This window comes from Brevibacterium aurantiacum (assembly GCF_900169065.1).
Taxonomy (GTDB): domain Bacteria; phylum Actinomycetota; class Actinomycetes; order Actinomycetales; family Brevibacteriaceae; genus Brevibacterium; species Brevibacterium aurantiacum.
Genome location: NZ_FXZB01000006.1, coordinates 82,081 through 100,964 on the forward strand (window position 1 = coordinate 82,081; position 18,884 = coordinate 100,964).

20 protein-coding genes are annotated in these 18,884 nt (G+C 63.4%); 18 read left to right on the forward strand and 2 right to left on the reverse strand.

Annotated elements, in window-relative coordinates; translation table 11 throughout:
* Positions 1 to 69: 69 nt before the first annotated feature.
* The 16 genes from rbfA to BAUR9175_RS05630 all read left to right on the forward strand — a co-directional run bounded on the left by rbfA (position 70) and on the right by BAUR9175_RS05630 (position 15,455).
* Positions 70 to 498: a 30S ribosome-binding factor RbfA gene (rbfA, locus tag BAUR9175_RS05555; protein ID WP_069600440.1), complete on the forward strand. Its 429-nt coding sequence runs from the start codon at positions 70 to 72 to the stop codon at positions 496 to 498.
* A gap of 151 nt (positions 499 to 649) precedes the next feature.
* A complete protein-coding gene (locus BAUR9175_RS05560) occupies positions 650 to 1,567 on the forward strand; it encodes a VldE C-terminal domain-containing protein (protein ID WP_096160598.1) in 918 nt (305 codons plus the stop codon).
* 13 nt (positions 1,568 to 1,580) lie between these two features.
* On the forward strand, positions 1,581 to 2,498 hold the full coding sequence (truB, locus tag BAUR9175_RS05565; RefSeq protein WP_069600438.1) for a tRNA pseudouridine(55) synthase TruB: 918 nt from the start codon (positions 1,581 to 1,583) through the stop codon (positions 2,496 to 2,498).
* Positions 2,499 to 2,595: 97 nt separating this feature from the next.
* A complete protein-coding gene (locus tag BAUR9175_RS05570) occupies positions 2,596 to 3,246 on the forward strand; it encodes a hypothetical protein (RefSeq protein WP_101583169.1) in 651 nt (216 codons plus the stop codon).
* Positions 3,236 to 3,607 carry a hypothetical protein gene (locus tag BAUR9175_RS05575; RefSeq protein WP_069600436.1) on the forward strand — a complete coding sequence of 124 codons (372 nt, stop codon included), beginning with the start codon at positions 3,236 to 3,238 and terminating at the stop codon, positions 3,605 to 3,607. Before BAUR9175_RS05570 ends, BAUR9175_RS05575 begins: the two co-directional genes overlap by 11 nt.
* A gap of 73 nt (positions 3,608 to 3,680) precedes the next feature.
* Entirely contained in the window at positions 3,681 to 4,619 is a 939-nt protein-coding gene (locus tag BAUR9175_RS05580; protein WP_069600435.1) for a bifunctional riboflavin kinase/FAD synthetase, read from the forward strand.
* Between the two features lie 93 nt (positions 4,620 to 4,712).
* Positions 4,713 to 4,982, forward strand: coding sequence for a 30S ribosomal protein S15 (gene rpsO, locus BAUR9175_RS05585; RefSeq protein WP_009882989.1), 270 nt, complete (start codon positions 4,713 to 4,715; stop codon positions 4,980 to 4,982).
* Between the two features lie 418 nt (positions 4,983 to 5,400).
* Positions 5,401 to 7,620 carry a polyribonucleotide nucleotidyltransferase gene (locus BAUR9175_RS05590; protein WP_069600434.1) on the forward strand — a complete coding sequence of 740 codons (2,220 nt, stop codon included), beginning with the start codon at positions 5,401 to 5,403 and terminating at the stop codon, positions 7,618 to 7,620.
* A 68-nt stretch (positions 7,621 to 7,688) separates the two neighbouring features.
* Positions 7,689 to 8,960 carry a M16 family metallopeptidase gene (locus BAUR9175_RS05595; RefSeq protein ID WP_101583170.1) on the forward strand — a complete coding sequence of 424 codons (1,272 nt, stop codon included), beginning with the start codon at positions 7,689 to 7,691 and terminating at the stop codon, positions 8,958 to 8,960.
* Between the two features lie 119 nt (positions 8,961 to 9,079).
* Positions 9,080 to 9,697 carry a TetR/AcrR family transcriptional regulator gene (locus BAUR9175_RS05600; RefSeq protein ID WP_096162794.1) on the forward strand — a complete coding sequence of 206 codons (618 nt, stop codon included), beginning with the start codon at positions 9,080 to 9,082 and terminating at the stop codon, positions 9,695 to 9,697.
* A gap of 107 nt (positions 9,698 to 9,804) precedes the next feature.
* Entirely contained in the window at positions 9,805 to 10,983 is a 1,179-nt protein-coding gene (locus BAUR9175_RS05605) for a glutamate dehydrogenase (RefSeq protein ID WP_101583172.1), read from the forward strand.
* Positions 10,984 to 11,053: 70 nt separating this feature from the next.
* On the forward strand, positions 11,054 to 12,712 hold the full coding sequence (locus BAUR9175_RS05610) for a thiamine pyrophosphate-binding protein (RefSeq protein ID WP_101583174.1): 1,659 nt from the start codon (positions 11,054 to 11,056) through the stop codon (positions 12,710 to 12,712).
* 157 nt (positions 12,713 to 12,869) lie between these two features.
* Positions 12,870 to 13,496, forward strand: coding sequence for a superoxide dismutase (locus tag BAUR9175_RS05615; protein ID WP_069600429.1), 627 nt, complete (start codon positions 12,870 to 12,872; stop codon positions 13,494 to 13,496).
* 124 nt (positions 13,497 to 13,620) lie between these two features.
* Complete coding sequence (locus BAUR9175_RS05620) at positions 13,621 to 14,166, forward strand: GNAT family N-acetyltransferase (RefSeq protein ID WP_096167174.1); 546 nt, start codon at positions 13,621 to 13,623, stop codon at positions 14,164 to 14,166.
* An 81-nt stretch (positions 14,167 to 14,247) separates the two neighbouring features.
* Complete coding sequence (gene dapB, locus BAUR9175_RS05625; protein WP_096157237.1) at positions 14,248 to 14,997, forward strand: 4-hydroxy-tetrahydrodipicolinate reductase; 750 nt, start codon at positions 14,248 to 14,250, stop codon at positions 14,995 to 14,997.
* Positions 14,997 to 15,455, forward strand: a complete 459-nt coding sequence (locus BAUR9175_RS05630) for a tetratricopeptide repeat protein (RefSeq protein WP_069600426.1) — start codon at positions 14,997 to 14,999, stop codon at positions 15,453 to 15,455. Before dapB ends, BAUR9175_RS05630 begins: the two co-directional genes overlap by 1 nt.
* Here the strand turns inward: BAUR9175_RS05630 and BAUR9175_RS05635 are convergent.
* Positions 15,418 to 16,785, reverse strand: coding sequence for a heparan-alpha-glucosaminide N-acetyltransferase domain-containing protein (locus BAUR9175_RS05635; RefSeq protein WP_101583175.1), 1,368 nt, complete (start codon positions 16,783 to 16,785; stop codon positions 15,418 to 15,420). The two genes, BAUR9175_RS05630 and BAUR9175_RS05635, sit on opposite strands and share 38 nt — an antisense overlap.
* A gap of 48 nt (positions 16,786 to 16,833) precedes the next feature.
* On the opposite strand from BAUR9175_RS05635, the gene ypfJ reads away from it, so the two are divergent.
* Both ypfJ and BAUR9175_RS05645 read left to right on the forward strand, forming a co-directional pair.
* Positions 16,834 to 17,712 carry a KPN_02809 family neutral zinc metallopeptidase gene (gene ypfJ / locus BAUR9175_RS05640; RefSeq protein ID WP_101583176.1) on the forward strand — a complete coding sequence of 293 codons (879 nt, stop codon included), beginning with the start codon at positions 16,834 to 16,836 and terminating at the stop codon, positions 17,710 to 17,712.
* Between the two features lie 147 nt (positions 17,713 to 17,859).
* Positions 17,860 to 18,243, forward strand: coding sequence for a cupin domain-containing protein (locus BAUR9175_RS05645; protein ID WP_141322631.1), 384 nt, complete (start codon positions 17,860 to 17,862; stop codon positions 18,241 to 18,243).
* Positions 18,244 to 18,251: 8 nt separating this feature from the next.
* Here the strand turns inward: BAUR9175_RS05645 and BAUR9175_RS05650 are convergent, their stop codons facing one another.
* On the reverse strand, positions 18,252 to 18,824 hold the full coding sequence (locus BAUR9175_RS05650; protein ID WP_101583179.1) for a hypothetical protein: 573 nt from the start codon (positions 18,822 to 18,824) through the stop codon (positions 18,252 to 18,254).
* Between the last annotated feature and the right edge of the window lie 60 nt (positions 18,825 to 18,884).

Genomic DNA, 18,884 nt, shown 5'->3' on the forward strand with positions numbered 1-18,884 from the left:
ACAGCACCACTCATAAGCTCAGATACAGCACCACCCCCAGACACAGTTCAGATGAAGAAGGAAGACACCATGGCAGATGCAACTCGGGCGCGAAAGATCGCCGACCAGATCAAGGTCATCGTCGCCAGCACGATCGAACGCAGACTCAAGGACCCACGTCTCGGTTTCGTTACGGTCACCGATGTGCGCGTGACCGGAGACCTGCAGCACGCCTCGATCTTCTACACGGTCTTCGGTGACGGACAGGACCTCGAAGCCACAGGCAAGGCGTTGGAGTCTGCGAAGGGCTTCATCCGTTCAGAGGTCGGCAAGGGCCTGACGATTCGTCTGACCCCCAGCCTCGAATTCATCGCCGACGCGGTGCCCGAGGCTGCTGCTCATCTCGATGGACTGCTGGCCAAGGCCGCAGCCGATGATGCAAGGATTGCAGACCTGGCCAAGGGCGCGAAGCCTGCCGGCGATGAGGATCCCTACAAGAAGACCGACGACGAGGCCTGAGTCGGCAACACTCCGCCGCGGGCGCAGGCCCAATCGCGATCTCAGTCACTTCGGAGAAAAAACTTCACGTAACAGTTTTGTTATCTTTCAGTTCTGGTTTAGACTTTTTCTGGTAACGAAACGATTACGACTCTGTTAAGGGAATTTCGCATTGGGTAAGCACTCTTCGCCAAAGCCTGGCTTTGCCAAGCAGCTGGTCCGGGATCTGACTCCCGCCAGCAAGCGCTCAGCCGGTCGGCACTCCTCGGACGCGCCGTCAACTGCCACCTCGGTGTTGGCCACCGTTCGCCAGCGTCCCGTCGTTGCCGCGATCGCGGTTCCGGCCGCAGCCACCGCAGCCGTCGTCGGCTCCACCGTCGTCATGAGCCCGCCAGAGGCCGGCAATGTCACGACCGAGGCCGCTGACACCTCCGCGCAGGAGCCGCAGTCGAGCCCCTCTGCCGTCAGCCAAGACGAGATCGACGCTCAGCGCGAGAAGGCCGGCGAAGAGTACCTCAAGGACGTCAAGGACGATCCCAAGTACAAGAACAAGACCTCGAAGACGACTCTCGACGTCAAGAGCCCCAAGCCCAAGCCCTCTCCGACGACGGAGAAGGCTGAGACGAGCTCCGGTGCTGCTTCGACATCCGACGATAAGTCTGATGAGAAGTCCGATGATAAGTCGTCGGACTCGGATGAGAAGTCATCCGGCGGCGGAGACACACCAGAGGGCGTCTCGAACGAGCCCTGCTCGGTCTCTTCCTCGATCGAGTCCGGACTGCAGCCCAACGCGGTCAACGGCTACCGTGCCGTGTGCGCGAAGTTCCCCGAGGTCAAGACCTACGGCGGCGTTCGCCCAGGCTCAGGCACCTCGGACCACTACACCGGCGGAGCCGTCGACATCATGATCACCGGCGCCACCGGCGACCGCATCGCAGACTACCTGATCAAGAACTCCGGAGCACTCAACGTCAAGTACGTGATCTGGGAACAGCGCATCTGGAACCCGGGCAGCGGCTGGTCGAGCATGGAAGACCGTGGATCACCCACGGACAACCACTTCGACCACGTGCACGTGTCGTTCAACTGATCACCACTGACGCGTGAGCGATACTTCCCCACAGGGCGTCCTTGTCTGTGACAAGCCCCAAGGCCTGACCTCCCACGGCGTCGTCTCACGGATTCGGCGCTGGTACGGCACCCGCAAGGTCGGGCATGCCGGAACCCTCGATCCGATGGCTACCGGCGTCCTCGTTCTCGGCCTCGGTCGCGGGACCAAACTTCTGGGCTACATCACGGGTGTGTCCAAGACCTACCTGGCCACGATCCGCCTCGGCTCGGCGACGCCGACCGATGACGCGGACTCGGAGCCGGATCTCTTCGCCGAAGCCTCGGCGCTGTCTGCCGTCACCGATACCCGAATCGCCCAGGGCGTCTCTGCGCTGACCGGTCCCATCGACCAGGTTCCCAGCGCCGTCTCTGCGATCAAGGTCAACGGGCAGCGCTCCTACGCCCGAGTCCGCGCAGGTGAAGAAGTCGAGCTCAAGGCACGCAGGGTCGAGATCTCACGGTTCTCCATCCTCGACACCCGCTACTCCGTCTCGGAGGGCCACATCGATGTCGACGTCGAAGTCGATTGTTCGTCGGGAACCTATGTTCGTGCCCTGGCGCGCGATCTCGGCGGCAACCTCGGCGTCTATGGTCATCTCACCGCCCTGCGGCGCACCCGTGTGGGCGCTTTCGGCATCGACGATGCCGTCACGATCCCCGAGGATCTCGACACCGCAGCGCCCGCACTGACATCGCTCGCCGAGGTGGCCCGGACCCTGCTTCCGTCCGTGCACGTCGACGCCGGTGAGGCAAAGGCACTCATGCAGGGCAAGACCGTGACCACCGACCGAAGCCCGCAGGAGAGCGGTGAAGTCGTCGTGATCTGCGACGAAGAGCTCGTCTCGATCGCCGAGGTGAGGGCCGGGGGAGTGCTGAAGTCCCAGACGGCTTTCGCCATCGACCTCGCCTAGATTCGCCTATTACGCATAGATACAACTAATACACTTGTATTCAGTGATTACAAGCGAAACACTTGTTTTCTTCCCCGGGGTTTGGTGTACTTGAGTTATGTACGTCATGACCATCGATCAGCGAGGATCTCGTGAGCGCACCGATGGTGTGCCCGAGGTGCTCGAACTCCTGAGCCGGGTTGAGACCCGACTGGGCTTCGAGCGCACGATCGGCGATGAGGTCCAAGGCGTTCTCGACTCACCCGAGCAGGTGACACTCGCCGTACGCCTGCTGGCCGCACAGGCCGAGTGGCACATCGGCATCGGAATCGGCTCGGTCGAGAATCCGCTTCCCACATCAACTGCCGAGGGCAGGGGAGAGGCCTTCTACGCTGCCAGGCGTGCAGTCGAAGCAGCGAAGAACGCTCCTGCCAATCTGGTCGTCGACCCGAGCGCAAACCATGCGAGTCTGGCCGAAAGCGCCCTGCGACTGCTGATCTGGACGTTTGAGAACATTCGACCCCAATCCCGTCGCTACATCGACCGTCGACTCGACCATCCCGACGCCACCCAGAACGACATCGCCGCACACTTCGACGTCTCCCAGCAGGCGGTCTCGCGAGTGCTCTCCCCAGGCGGGGTCGAGCTCATCGAAGGCGCCTGCGCCCTGTCGACCTTCCACCTCAACCAGGTGGAGGCGGGCCTGGGCAGCCATGGTCTAGGCGACGGCGCGAAGGACGACTCCCAGGCAGGTGACCATGTGGTTTGACGTACTCATCGCGGTCCTCGCGGCAATCGTTGCGGCAGGCGGCGGCTATCCGCTCGTGCCGCTGGCTCTGCGGATGACGCACGACGGGCCCGGCTCGAAGCCGAGTCGCACCGGCAGTGAAGACATCGAGGTCCTGCGCGGGGGCATGTGGATCGGCATCGTCGAACGTGCCCTCATCGCCGGGGCCATCGTCCTGGGCAGACCCGAGCTGATGGCCGTCGTCGTCGCGGTCAAGGGACTCGGCCGCTTCGCCGAGATCAAATCCTCGTCCGCTGCGGGTGAGCGATTCATCATCGGAACCTTCGTCTCCATCGCAATCGCCTCCCTCATCGGCGTGATCGGCTGGGCCGTCATCTCCTGAGGCGTACGTGGGTTAGCAAGTGAGAACATCTCTGAGATAACCTGATCCGGTGCACGGAAGGAGCAAACGTCGAGTGGAGCTTTATCACGGACTGAATGAGGTCGGGGCCGGCGATGTCGGCACCGTCGTGACCCTGGGCAACTTCGACGGGGTCCACCGCGGCCACCAAACCGTTCTCCAAGCGGTGGCGGCGCTGGCGGCCGATCGTTCACTGCGCTCCGTGGCGATGACCTTCGACCCGCATCCGCGCACGGTCCACGGCACGGGCGAGCCCACGCTCATGATCACGAGCACCGAACAGAAGGCCGACTTCATCGCCGACACCGGCATCGACGCCCTGTTCGTCCAGCACTACGATCTCGACTTCGCCTCCCAGAGCGCCGAGGAGTTCGTGCGCACCTACTTCGTTGAGGCACTGGCCTGCGAGATCGTCGTCGTCGGCGATGATGTGCGCTTCGGCAAGGACAACGAGGGCACCATCGAAACCCTGCGCCACCTCGGCGAGAAATTCGGATTTCGGACGGAGACGATCGAAGAGGTCGGACGCGGGGGACGATATTCCTCCTCGCGTATCCGTGAGCAGATCGTCGCCGGTGATGTCGCCGAGGCTGCTGATCAGCTGGGTCGATACCACCGGGTTGAGGGAACCGTCGTCCACGGCGACGCTCGAGGCCGCGACCTCGGATTCCCCACGGCGAACCTGTCCGAGGACGCCGAAGGCCTCATTCCCGCCGATGGCGTCTACGCCGGATGGGCGACCTTCTCAGACGATGCGCAGCCGTACCCCGCAGCCATCTCCATTGGAACCAACCCCACCTTCGAAGGCAGCGTTCGTCGGGTCGAAGCACACGTGCTCGACAAGGAGTTCGGCGATTTCGACGTCTACGGCAGGCACATGACTCTCGAATTCGTCTCGCGCATCCGTGGGCAGGTCACGTTCACCGGCATGGACGAACTCGTTGTGAAGATGCACGAGGATATTGCCGATGTGCGCGAGGTGCTCCACACCTGATAAACTGAACGTTGCCGTTTTCACCGGCCGCGGTTCGATAGTGCTGAGACTGACAGGTCTCGGCGCCGCGCAACGATCTTAAAGGAGAAGTCCATGGCTCTCAGTACTGCTGAAAAGCAAGAAGTCATCAAGGAATATGCAACTCACGAGGGCGACACCGGTTCTCCCGAGGTCCAGGTTGCGCTGCTGACCCGCCGGATCACCGAGCTCACCGAGCACTTCAAGGATCACAAGCACGACCACCACTCGCGTCGTGGCCTGCTGCTCCTCGTCGGTCAGCGTCGTCGTATGCTCAAGTACTTGCAGCGCGTCGAGATCGAGCGTTACCGCTCGCTCATCAAGCGCCTGGGTCTGCGTCGCTGAGACCAGCGCCCTGACATTGAGTGCGGCTCAGACGAACTGACACCGGTTCGACGAAGCCACCTCAGACGAAACGAAGCGTCCTGCATCATGCAGGGCGCTTCTTCGTCTTCTGAGACAGGCCGATTCTCCGTCTCTTCGAATAGGTCGATTCTAAGCGGCAGGCCCGGGTGGCATGCGTCTCGATGGCTCAATGAGGCAACTGCGGTAGACTTCGAAGCGGACAATCATGCCATGGACGTTTCGGTCCTCGGTAGTGGCCTCCGGAAGAACGGGCAGACATACGCCGGTTCCGTGGGCCCCGATCGATGACCGGCTTGGATCCATGGGATGTCCAAGTCAATATCCACCGGATTGGCGCGGGCTTTCCGCCTTCGGACTTCGAAGGTGTCCGCGTACCGGTTACTTACAAGGAGAATACGTGGGACTCAACCCTGAATCCGCCGTAGCGCACATTGACAATGGCAGCTACGGTTCACACACCATCCGCTTCGAAACAGGCCGCCTCGCACAGCAGGCCGCCGGTTCCGCCGTCGCCTACCTCGATGACGAAACCATGCTCTTCTCGGCCACCTCGGCCGGCAAGCACCCCCGTGAGGGCTTCGACTTCTTCCCCCTGACCGTCGACGTCGAAGAGCGCATGTACGCCGCGGGCCGCATCCCCGGTTCGTTCTTCCGCCGCGAGGGACGCCCCTCGACCGACGCAGTGCTGACCTGCCGCCTCATCGACCGTCCTCTGCGTCCCTCCTTCGTGAAGGGACTGCGCAACGAGGTCCAGGTCGTCGTCACAGTGATGTCGATCCACCCCGACCACATCTACGACGCGCTGGCCATCAACGCGGCCTCGATGTCGACTCAGCTCTCCGGACTGCCCTTCTCCGGCCCCATCGGCGGCGTGCGCATCGCACTCATCGACGGCCAGTGGGTTGCCTTCCCGAACCATTCGCAGCTCGACGACGCCGTCTTCAACATGGTCGTCGCCGGCCGTGTCGTCGGTGACGACGTTGCGATCATGATGGTCGAGGCAGAAGCCACGGACAACGCCATGGATCGCATCAAGACCGGCGCCCCCGCACCGACCGAAGAGGTCGTGGCCGAGGGACTCGAAGCAGCGAAGCCCTTCATCAGCGAACTCTGCCGTGCCCAGCAGGAGCTGGCCGACAGCGCCGCCAAGCCGACCGTCGAATTCCCTGTCTTCAAGGACTACCAGGACGACGTCTACGAGGCAGTGCGTGAACTCGCCGAAGCCAAGCAGACCGAGAACTTCCAGATCGCTGACAAGCAGGAGCGCGAAGCAGCAGGCGAAGTTCTGCTGACTGAGCTCTTCGAGAAGCTGGGCGAACGCTTCGCCGGCCGCGAGAAGGAGATCGGTGGGGCCCTCAACGCCCTGACCAAGCAGGTTGTGCGCAAGCGCATCCTCACCGAGCAGATCCGCATCGACGGTCGTGGACTCAAGGACATCCGTCCGCTGACCGCAGAGACCAACGTGATCCCACGTGCCCACGGCTCGGCCATCTTCGAGCGCGGAGAGACCCAGATCCTGGGTGTCACCACGCTGAACATGCTCAAGCTCGAACAGCACATCGATTCGCTGTCGCCAGTGACCACGAAGCGCTACATGCACCACTACAACTTCCCGCCCTACTCGGTCGGAGAGACCGGTCGCGTGGGCAGCCCGAAGCGCCGCGAGATCGGACACGGTGCACTGGCTGAACGTGCACTCGTGCCGGTTCTGCCCAAGCGCGAGGACTTCCCCTACGCCATCCGTGAGGTTTCAGAGGCTCTCGGATCCAACGGTTCGACCTCGATGGGCTCGGTCTGCGCTTCGACACTGGCCATGCTCTCGGCCGGTGTGCCGCTGCAGGCTCCCGTCGCAGGCATCGCCATGGGACTCGTCTCCGACGTCATCTCCACCGACTCCGGTGACCAGACCGCATACGCGGCCCTGACGGACATCCTCGGCGCCGAAGATGCCTTCGGCGACATGGACTTCAAGGTTGCCGGTACGCGTGACTTCATCACCGCGATCCAGCTCGACACCAAGCTCGACGGCCTGCCGGCCTCGGTGCTCGGTGCCGCACTCAAGCAGGCCTACGAAGCACGCATGGTCATCCTCGACGTCATCGCCGAGGCCATCGACGCTCCGGCAGAGATGGCTCCGACTGCTCCGCGCATCATCTCGGTGAACATCCCCGTCGACAAGATCGGCGAGGTCATCGGACCCAAGGGCAAGATGATCAACCAGATGCAGGAAGACACCGGCGCTGACATCAGCATCGAAGACGACGGAACCGTGCTCATCGGCGCCACCGACGGTGAGTCCGCCGAGGCTGCCCGTTCGATGATCAACGCCATCGCCAACCCGCAGGTGCCTGAGGTCGGCGAACGCTACCTCGGCACCGTCGTGAAGACGATGAGCTTCGGCGCATTCGTCTCCCTGACACCGGGCAAGGACGGACTGCTGCACATCTCCGAGCTGCGCAAGCTCAACGATGGCAAGCGCGTCGAGGACGTCGAAGACGTCGTCGGAGTCGGCCAGAAGGTCCAGGTCGAGATCACCAAGATCGACGACCGCGGCAAGCTGTCACTCTCGCCTGTGAGCGACGATGACGAAGAGACAGAAGAGGAATCAGACAACTGATACTCAAGGATTCTCACACCGGGGAGGGCAGCCGAATCGATCGGTCTGTCCTCCCCGGTGGTTTAACGGTGACAACTGAACACATGCCCGGGCTGGCGTCGGAGACGATCGGCATCTGGGTCGCGGCCGGTTCACGCGATGAATCGACCGAGACCGCCGGATCGACCCATTTCCTCGAGCACATGCTCTTCAAGGGAACGGCGACGAAGGACGCGAAGACCATCGCAGCGGCCTTCGACCGGACCGGGGGAGACTCCAACGCGATCACAGCCAAGGAGCTCACCTGCTACTACTCCCGGTGCCTCGTCACAGACTTAGCCGACATCACCTCTCTGCTCGTCGACATGGTGTCGAACTCGAACCTGGACGCCGAGGAGTTCGAGCGTGAACGCGGCGTCATCATCGAAGAGCTGGCGATGTCTGCCGACGACCCCGGTGACGTCCTCTTCGATGACTTCGACGAACTCATCTTCGGTGATCACCCGCTGGCACGACCTGTGGGTGCGACCAAGGACCAGATCCGGGTGCTCGGTCATCACACGCTCCTCGAGCACCATTCGACGACCTATGTTCCTCCACGGCTGGTCATCGCCGCAGCAGGCGGTGCCACCCACGACGAGGTTCTGCGGATGGTCGAGGATGCCTTGGCCGAGGCCGGTGTCGGCTCAGCGGCCGGCGCGCACACATGGGACAGCGTCGCACCCTCCGGGTCGTCGGCGGTGAACGCGTCGGGCGCGACCGGTCGCGGGGCACGTGAGGTGCCGACGTTCCACTCGGGACGCTCACACACGGCCAAAGATACCGAGCAGCTGGGAATCCTGCTCGGCTGTGAAGGTCTGGAGGAAGGACACCCGGATCGCTTCGTCTATTCGGTGCTGCTGACGATGCTCGGCGGGGGCATGTCCTCACGCCTCTTCCAGAGTGTGCGTGAAGAACGCGGCCTCGCCTATGCCGTCAACTGTGTGGCCAGCCAGTTCACCGATTTCGGCACGTTCGGCATCTACGCCGGCTGCACACCGGAGAACGGACAGGCCGTGATCGATCTGGCCCTGGCCGAATGGGATCGACTGGCACAGGAGACACCGAGCCGCTCGGAGCTCGACGCGATCGTCTCCCAGCTCTCGGGATCAATGGTCCTCGGGCTCGAATCCTCGGCCGCGCGGATGAACCGCCTGGCCAGATCCGAGATCTTTGGAATCGCACTCGAGGCTCCGCTCGACCTCATCGAACGAGTCCGCTCGGTCACGGCCGAACAGGTGACGACGATGGCCGGTGACCTGCTGAGCCGACCGAAGTCGCTGTCGCTTGTGGGACCTCAGACGGACGTCGTCCTGCGCTGAGTCTGACCACCGGCGACCACTGAAGCAGGGCCCAGGGAACACCGGCGCCTGGAACTAGAATGGCTGTACAGCGAGAGACTTGTTGTACAGCCATTTCTGTCTGTGTGAAGGTGAGGTCCATGTCGCGGAAGAGCGCATCGGTCCGTCGGGAGGAGATCCTGGCGGCGACCGTGGAGGAGATCGAGAGCACCGGTCTGCGCACCCTCCGAGTCGCCGACGTGGCCGCGCGGCTGGGCCTGAGTCCGAGCCTGGTCATCTACCATTTCGTGACGAAGGAAGCGCTCGTCGCCGCGGCCTTCGCACATGCGGGGGAGAACGACCTCTACCGCGCCCACCGACTCGCCGCCGGGCGGAAGCCGGCCCGGGACAGGCTCAGTGACGTGGTCCGGTGGTACATGCCGTCCGGCTCTACGCGGAGCTGGAAGATCTGGATCGACGGGTGGTCCGCCGGACTCTTCGACGACGAGGTGAGATCGACGTTCGCCGCACTCGACCGCGAATGGAAGACGATCCTGTCAGAGCTCATCGTCGCCGGCCTCGCAGCAGGGGAGTTCCGGTGCGCCCACGCAGCAGACCTCGCCGACGGGTCTTCGGCTCACGTGGCCGAGGGCAGCGCCACACGGATCCTGGCCTATCTCGACGGGCTCGCGGTCCAACTCATCATCAACCCCGAAACGGTGTCTCCTGCGACCTTGTCGGACTGGGTCGACGCATTCGTCTCGCGCGAACTGGACTGAGCCCAGAACTCGTCATCGCACCTTTCTTGACGGCGCTGTGCCGGGGCGGTCAGACTGGTGTCCTGAACCTTACTGAACAGCGATTCAGTTAAATCCTTGGGAGCGACATGTTCATGGACATCACCTGGCAGGATCCGATCACCGGAACACACGGATTCGTCGTCATCGACACCCTTGTGAGGGGAACCGCCTCGGGCGGCCTGCGGATGCGACAGGGGTGCACCCTCGAAGAGGTCCGTGGCCTGGCCCAGGGAATGACGCGCAAGGAAGCCATCCACCTGCGCGAGGGACGGAACTACGTTCCAGTCGGCGGTGCCAAGGGCGGCATCGACTTCGATCCGCGTGCTCCCGGAGCCAAGGACGTCCTCGAACGGTTCCTCGTTGACATGAACCCGATCATGCGTGCCTACTGGGCCCTCGGTGAGGACCTGGGGGTCCGCCAGAACGATATCGATGACATCCTCGCCTCCCGTGAGCTCGGAAGCGGGCTGAGCGCTGTGGAGAAGCTGCTGGACGATCCGAAGGAGGCCGAAGCCCGGGCAGCCACGGCCTTCTCCACGATCGTCGGCGGTGTGGGGCAGGACGAACTCGTCGGCGGACTCGGGGTGGCCACCTCGGTGATCGCCGCACTCGAGGCCGAAGGACGGGACCCAGCAGCTGCGAGCGCTGTGATCCAGGGATTCGGATCCATGGGCGGAGCCAGCGCCCGATTCCTCGCCGAGGCGGGTGTGACGATCGTGGGCATCGCCGATGCCGACGGATTCGTGTCCAACCCGGCAGGCCTCGACGTCGAAGCCCTCCTGGCCACGCGTGACCCCTTCGGCGGTATCGACCGAGCCGCACTGCGTCCCGAGGACCGCGACGGAGATCGCGGAGACTGGCTGGGCGCCGATTGTGATGTGCTGGTGCCCGCCGCGGTCAGCTACGCCATCACGGGTGAGAACTGTGCGGCCATTGCTGCTTCGCTCATCGTTGAGGCTGCAAACATGCCCGTGCTCCCTGAGGCCGAAGAGCAGCTGCGGGCCCGCGGGGTCACCGTCGTTCCCGACTTCCTCGCAAATTCCGCAACCAATGCCTGGTGGTGGTGGGTGACCTTCGGAGACGTCGATGGCAGCTGGGAAGACAGCCGGACCATGGTCACCCAGACCCTGAGCGAACTCACGACTCAGGTGCTCAGTGATGCCGGGCGTCAGGGCGTCACGCCCCGTCAGGCGGCACAGTCCCTCGTGGACGCCAATCTTGACGTGCTCCAGGCCGACCCCAGGTCAGAACGCTGGAACCATTGAGCGGTACCGACAAAGATGGCAGTAACCACGATGGCAGTGACAATGATGGCGATGGCGTGAAGGAGTCACGATGACAGAGGAACAGGAAGAGATCACCGGCGGGGCGCACTTGGCTCGTGCGCTGAGGGCCGAGGGCATCACGCGTGTCTTCGGGATCCCCGGGACCCACAACCTTGAGATCTTCGCGCAGCTGGCGGCCGAGGGAATCGCCATCGTCTCGCCGCGGCATGAGCAGGGTGCCGGATATATGGCAGACGGTGCTGCCCGCGTCACCGGAGCGGTGCAGGTCGTCGTGACGACGACGGGACCGGCGGTCTTCAACGCGCTGACCGCCCTGCTGCAGTCCTTCACCGACTCGGTTCCAGTCCTGCTCATCAGCCCCGGCATGCCGCTGACCCACCCGGGACGCGGCAACGGGCTCCTCCACGAGGTGCGCAACCAGAGCCAAGCCATCGAAGCCGTCCTCGGCGACAGCCACCGGGTGACCAGCCCCGGGGAGGTGTCGCTGGCGGTCGGACAGGCCCTGTCGCGCATGCGCACCGGACGCACTCGCCCCGCGTCCATCGAAATCCCACTCGACCTCATCGAGGCCACTGGACCCGGGTGGACCCACCCGGCGGTGACCCGCCCCCATCCCAGCCCCGAACCCTCCGCGATCAGGTCCGCCGCCGAGGTGCTGGCCGGTGCCCAGCGTCCCCTCCTCATCGTCGGGGCCGGGGCCCGCAGTGCCGGAGCCGAGATCGAAGAGCTCTCCCGGGTGCTCGGGGCCGGGGTCATCCTGTCCTCGAACGCGAAGGGCACGATCGACGATGAGTTCGAGAACAACCTCGGCGCCATCGGAGTCCTCGAAGCGCTGCCGGAGGTGCTCAGCGCCGCCGACGCGGTGGTGGCCATCGGCACCGAACTGGCTCCCAGCGATTTCTGGCCCGAACCGCTGCCACTGCCGCACACCGTCGTACGCATCGACCTCGACGAGGTGCAGATGCTGCGCAACGCACGCGTCACCCACCCGATTCCAGCCGATGCCACCGACGCGACGATCGCGTTGACACACCAGCTGCACCAGACCAGGTCGAGCGGCCACTCACGGGCAGCAGTCGAATGGCTGCGCGGCTGGCAGGACACGATCACGGCCGCAGCCAAGGATGAAGGCGCACCATGGGCACAGCTGTGCGGTGGACTCAACGACTACACCGCCTCGGCGACATCACCCGTCATCGTCGCCGCAGATTCCACGATGTGCTGCTACTACGGAGTCCAGACCGGATGGATGGCACGCCGAGGTGACCGCTTCCTCTACCCGGCAGGCGCGGGAACCCTCGGGTACGGCCTGCCCGCCGGGATCGGTGCGAAACTCGCCCTGCCCTCAGCCAGGGTTGTGGCGATCGAAGGCGATGGAGGGGCGATGTTCACGATCGCCGAACTCGCAGCGGCAGTGCAGGCGCGAGTATCACTGTCACTGATCATCGTCGACAACGGCGGGTACGGGGAGATCCGCAACGAGATGGCCGACCGCGGCGACACTCCCGCAGGTGTGGCACTCCTGGGCCCTGACTTTCCGGCCCTGGCTCAATCGATGGGGGCTCGCGGTCTCCACATCGAGACCCAGGAGCAGCTCGTGACGGCCCTGAAACAGGCCGAAGACTTCGCGGGACCCACGCTCATCCACATCACCGAAGATTCCCGCGCGGCCACGGACATGCTCGGTGCCTCCGAGATCATGCGGTGAGGACTCATTTCCGTGGTGAAGCGATATTTTCCGAGGTCACATGGCGTCATCTGGAATAGACCCCGCATTGGCCGTGTTGTTCGAGATGAGACCCTGCTATAGGGTCGAAATGAAGCCGCCGACTTGGCGGACATCAATTCTCTTCAGGAGGAATTTCATGGCTGAGCAGTACGTCCTTCCGGAACTGCCCTACGACTACTCCGCACTTGAGCCGCACATCTCGGCTCGCATCATGGAGCTGCACCACGACAAGCACCACGCAACCTACGTCAAGGGTGCCAACACCGCTGTTGAACAGCTGGCAGAAGCCCGCGAAAGCGGAAACCTCGCCAACGTGCCGAAGCTGACCCGCGACCTCGCGTTCAACCTCGGCGGACACGTCAACCACTCGATCTTCTGGAACAACATGTCTCCAGACGGTGGCGACAAGCCCGTCGGCGAACTCGCAGCAGCGATCGACGACCAGTTCGGCTCCTTCGACAAGTTCCGTGAGCACTTCACCACGGCAGCCACCACGATCCAGGGCTCCGGCTGGGCCGTGCTCGTCTACGATCAGCTCGGTGGAAACCTCTTCATCGAACAGCTCAAGGACCAGCAGTCGGACATCCAGCTCGGCGGAACCCCGGTTCTCCAGCTCGATATGTGGGAGCACGCCTTCTACCTCGACTACCAGAACGTCAAGCCTGACTACGTCAAGGCTTGGTGGAACATCGTGAACTGGGCAGATGCAGGTGCACGCTTCGACCGCGCCGTGTCTCAGACCAAGGGCCTCCTGCTCGGCTGATAGCCGTACAGACCCCACAACGGCGGCTCCGACCCATTGCGGCGGGGCCGCCGTTGTCATGTCCGGGTGGCTCAGTTGAGCCAGCTGAGAGCTCAGTTGGCTCGGGCCTCGCTACGCTGGGCGCATGGACGAATTCCTCAGACGTTGGCGCCGTGATGATGCTGCTGCCCTCGCAGAGATCTACGCCCGGGCCGATGCGGATCTTCTTAGCAACATTCCCGATGATCCGTCGCTGACTGGCGCCCAGGAATGGCTTGAAGGAACCCGCACAGCAGAAGCAGGCGGGTCCACGGTTGCCCTCGCCATTGTGGCCGGTGACCACACGCCGGTCGGCAATGTCATGGCGACAGCCATCGATGGGAAACATTCGACCGCCTGGATCTCCTATTGGCTGGCCCCGGACGCTCGCGGTCAGGGCCTCGCCGCAGCCGGCCTGCGCAGCCTCGTCGATCATCTGCATGATGAGCTGGGCATCTATCGCCTCGAGTTGGGCTACCGCGTGAACAATCCGGCATCGGCTGCGGTGGCCGAGAGCGCCGGATTCATCGTCGAAGGCCGACAGCGCGAACGGCTGCTCTACGACGGGGCCCGCTATGACACAGAGGAATCTGCTCGACTGGCCGGGGATCCACGACCTCAGGGCCACCGATTGCCTTTGGTGACGTTCTGAATCACATCACCTGATGACGGTGGCAGCAGTGAGAGTCGTTAGACTGGCCTGCGGAGATCGTCGAGCAAGGAGTCAGAACTTATGAATGCGATTCGAGTAGCCGTCATCGGAGCACAGGGCCGCATGGGCGCCCAAGCTGTCGACGCCATCACCGAAGCCGAGGGACTCGAACTCGTCGCGGCTCTGGGCAGCAGCGACTCCCTGGAGACTCTCCTTGAAAAGAACGTCGACGTCGCGGTCGAGCTCACTGTCCCGAAGTCGACCGAAGACAATGTGCGCTTCCTCGTCGAGCATGACATCGACACCGTCGTCGGTACCACCGGCTGGGACAACGAGCGTCTCGCCCGCCTCGAGACCCTGCTCAGCGAGCACGCAGACACCGCCGTCCTCATTGCCCCGAACTTCTCGATCGGCGCTGTCCTGGCGATGCGGTTCGCGGAACTGGCCGCACCGTACTTCGACTCCGCCGAGGTGGTAGAGATCCACCATACTCGTAAGCTTGACGCTCCCTCAGGCACCGCTAACCACACGGCCCAGCGCATCGCCGCCGCCCGCAATGCGGCCGGCCTGCCGCAGGTCCCCGACTCGACCGAGAGCGATCCTCACGGGGCCCGAGGCGCCGTCATCGACGGCATCCACGTACACGCTATCCGCCAGCAGGGCATGAATGCGCATGAGGAGATCCACTTCGGCTCCGACGGCGAAGCCCTGACGATCCGCACGGACTCCCATTCCACCTCGGCGTTCATGCCGGGAATCCTCACCGCTGTGCGCTCGATCTCCGAGTACACCGGTCTGGTGCACGGCCTCGAGAATATGCTCGACCTCTGATGTCGAAAGGCAAAATCGGGGCGATCGTCGTCTCAGTGGTGCTCGTCTTCTACTTCGTCCTCATGGGACATCGAGCATGGATACTGGTCCGCGAACCCGACCTCGTGCCACGTCTGATGGGCATCGCCCTCTTCGTTCTGCCACTCATCGGGGCCTGGACCCTGGTCGTCGAGCTCATGTTCGGTGCACGGACGGAGAAGCTGGCACGCATTCTGAAGTCCGAGGGCGGACTGCCCGTCGATGACCTGCCGCGCACACCGGGCGGGAAGATCATCCGCGAGTCCGCCGACGAAGCCTTCGGTCAGTACCAGGCCGAAGCCGAAGCCGCGCCCGACGACTGGCGCTCATGGTTCCGTCTCTCCTGCGCCTACGATGCGTGCGGAGACCGCAAGCGCGCCCGATCAACGATGCGCAAAGCGGTCAATATGTATCGGGCGGGCGTGAAGCAGAATTCTTAGCGGGGCCCTCATCCGGCCCCGTCCCTGACGTCGGCCCGGCCCCAGGGCCAGAAGCTGGCCCCGTCCCTGAGGCAGCTCCCGAATCCGCTGATGCTCCGGGCCCCTGAACCGGCGACGCAGACCGGATAACCGCTGCGACTCCCGCCTCCAGAGGGCCATGTGACCCGATCGCCAGCTTCCACATCAGGGCGAACCCGATGAACACGAGAGCATGCAGGCCGAACTCGACAGCTTGCGGTGTCATCGCCTCACCGCCGAGCATCGGGTTGGCTTCGACCCACGGGCGAGTGATCTCGAGCAGGACGACGTGAGCGGAGTACACGCTCAAGGGCATCGACCCGGGTGCCGTCAGCGGCGCCAACACCCAAGTTCTGCGTCCCAGCAGCAGCGCCAAGGACTGACAGGTGACGATGGTCAGCAGTGCGGTCCCGGCCGTGGCGAGCAAGTCGAAGGGTGTGCCCGAATGCGGGCCCGCGATCGCCAACCACCACCACGAGGTCGTCGGCGTCACCCCATAGCTTCCGGTGAACAGCGCCGCATTGAGATCGGTTCCGTACAGCTCCGAAACTCGCACCAACTCGTCACCACCGCCGGCGATGTTGAGGAGCAGCCAGGAGACTCCCTTGCCGACGAGGAACAGCCCGAAGCCGGTAGCGAAGAGGGACATGAGGTGTCTGCGGATGTCGATCTTGGCAACAGCCATCCCCAACAGGATGTAGGACAGCCACTGCAGAATCGGGTAGTAGCCGGTGAGTACCAGGTCTTGGAGCATCGTCAGCGGGGTCGCGAAGTCGAACCATGACATCGACGAATACTGCGGCTCCAGCCCGAACTGACTGCGGATGAGCATCGAGAGCACGGGGCTGAGCACCATCCAGCCTAGGGCGATGATGAACAACGTCCTCGCGCGCAGGCGCAGGAACAGCATCGCGATTGCAAACATGACCCCGTAGTTGACGAGGATGACAGCCAACATCGACGACACCGACCCCAGACACAGGCCGATGACGATGATCGCTCCCGCACGGATGAGCACACTGGGCACGGCATCGCGCAGACGTCCGGACGCTGCCATTCGTGATCGGGTCGAGAGAACCAGCGAACAACCGGCCAGGACCGCGAACAGCGCCGAGGCCCGGCCCGCGAACACAGCGGCCCAGGTTGGGAAGCCCTCGGGATCGGACAGGGCAAAGATGTGCGTGACCATCATCGCGAACAAGGCGATTCCGCGTGCGGCATCGAGACCGATAAGTCGGCCGGCGGGGCTCAGGCGATCACGGACCGTTTCAATCCCGGCAGTCGCCGAGGTGGGGGAGCGGTGAGAGCTCATGCATCGATTCTCACATGAGAGGTGACAAGCCGTTGTATCTTTATGGCTATGACCTTCAATCCGAATGCTGACATCTCGGGCAATAAGACCAGCCGACGAGGACGCAACACCGCCATCGTCGGCGGTGGCGGCGTCGGAGTCATCGGACTCCTTGTCTTCCTCATCGGGCCGCTGCTCGGCGTCGACGTCACCGGGTTGATGGGCGGTGTGATCGACAGTGAGCAGTCGTCACAGTCCTCGGGCGCCGAAGAGATGGCCCAATGTGACACGGGCGAAGATGCGAACAAGTCCATCGACTGCCGGATGGCCGGGGCGCAGGTCGTCCTCGACGATTACTGGTCCCAGCACGTCGACGGCTACGAGCCTCCGCTGCTGACCATCGTCGACGGTCAGACCTCAACTCAGTGCGGCACCGCGTCGAATGCGGTGGGTCCCTTCTACTGCCCGCCCGAGCAGGGCGTCTACATCGACCCGTCCTTCTTCGAGATCATGCGTCAGCAGTTCGGTGCCTCTGCCGACGAGCTCGCCCAGCTCTACATCGTCGGTCACGAGTGGGGTCATCACATCCAGAACATCACGGGCACGATGAGCGATCACCCGAACAACGGCACCGGAGCCGAGAGCAACGGCGTGCGCATCGAACTACAGGCCGACTGCTACGCCGGGGCATGGCTCGGCGATGTCACCTCCCTGACCGACGACAATGGAACGCCGTACCTGCAGACACCGACCCAGGAACAGATCGACGACGCTCTCAACGCCGCCTTCGTCGTCGGCGATGACCACATCCAGAAACAGTCCTCGGGCTCCGTCAACCCCGAGTCCTTCACCCACGGCTCAAGCGAGCAGCGCCAGAAATGGTTCACCAGTGGATACGAGAACGGTCTCGGCAGCTGCGACACCTTCGGTGAGGCCTACTCCGGTTAGTCATACCGTGACCTCGGACCACGACCCTGTTCGATCGCAGTTCAGTCGACGAGAGTGCGGCTCGGAAGTCATGCCGGCCATTGAACAAGGAAATACGATGGCCGAATCCCGCCACTATCGGAACAGACCGATAACTACCATCGAATTATGACCACTTCAGCTCCCGGCGCACTGGCATTCGACCCGAACAGAATTCCTTGGGAAATTACTCACGATGACGGTACGAAGTCTGCAACCCTTGTCGGTACGCGAAGCGCGGGGGAGATGTTTTCCTACGCGTTCTTCATTCCCGCCGGTGTCTACGACGCGCCTCACTCACACATAGCTGCCGCGCACCTGCACGTAGCATCGGGCGAGCTTCGACTTGGCTATGGGCCATCGTTCGATCTCAATGATGCCGATTCGTACCCGGCAGGGTCGTTCCTCTATGTGCCTGCGGGTGATGTGCACTTCGACGGTGCCGATGAGGATACCGTGCTCATTGGTACCGCTACCGGTCCATGGAGCACCGAGTACCTGGCGGCCGTCTAAGGTGCAGGTCAGGTGTTTCGTCGTAGCTGCTGCCACTCGAGGAAGTGGTCGATCGCAATGCGGGTGTCGGGATGGGGAAGGAGCTGTCCGAAGTGGTCCCGGAGCGAGGGCAGCGACAGCCGTTCGACGAGGATCTTGCGGCCTGAGTGCAGAACGATATAGCAGCGGCGGTCGTTCCAGCCGGGTTCGGGTGGAGAGATCACCGCGACCTGTGACCAGGCGATGCTCACGCGTTTGAACCACGACTGGCCGAGAACCAGCCCTCCTTCATGGATCGTGGCACTCAACCGCCGTGTCATCAGGAATCGCAGGGTCACTGCAAGGAGCGCTAAGACACCGCAGCCTACGCACAATCCGCCAATGCCCCAATAGAGCGCGGCTTCACCGAAACCGCGCGTGCCTCCAGCGGAGTCCCTGAGGAACCATATGCCGACGTAGGCGATGCCGAAGATGATGAGGACGAGGCCGCAGACGAGGCCGACGACGAGGAGGGCGATGAGGGCGCCGGGCCAGTCGGATTGGCGGAGGCGTCCGAGATCAACTTTCACCGGTCCCAGCTGTTCTTCTCCGATGGTGTCCATCGCGTCTCCACATCTGTGTGCAGGCCTGTGCTCGTCGCCGAAATCCTAGGGCGTCCTGGG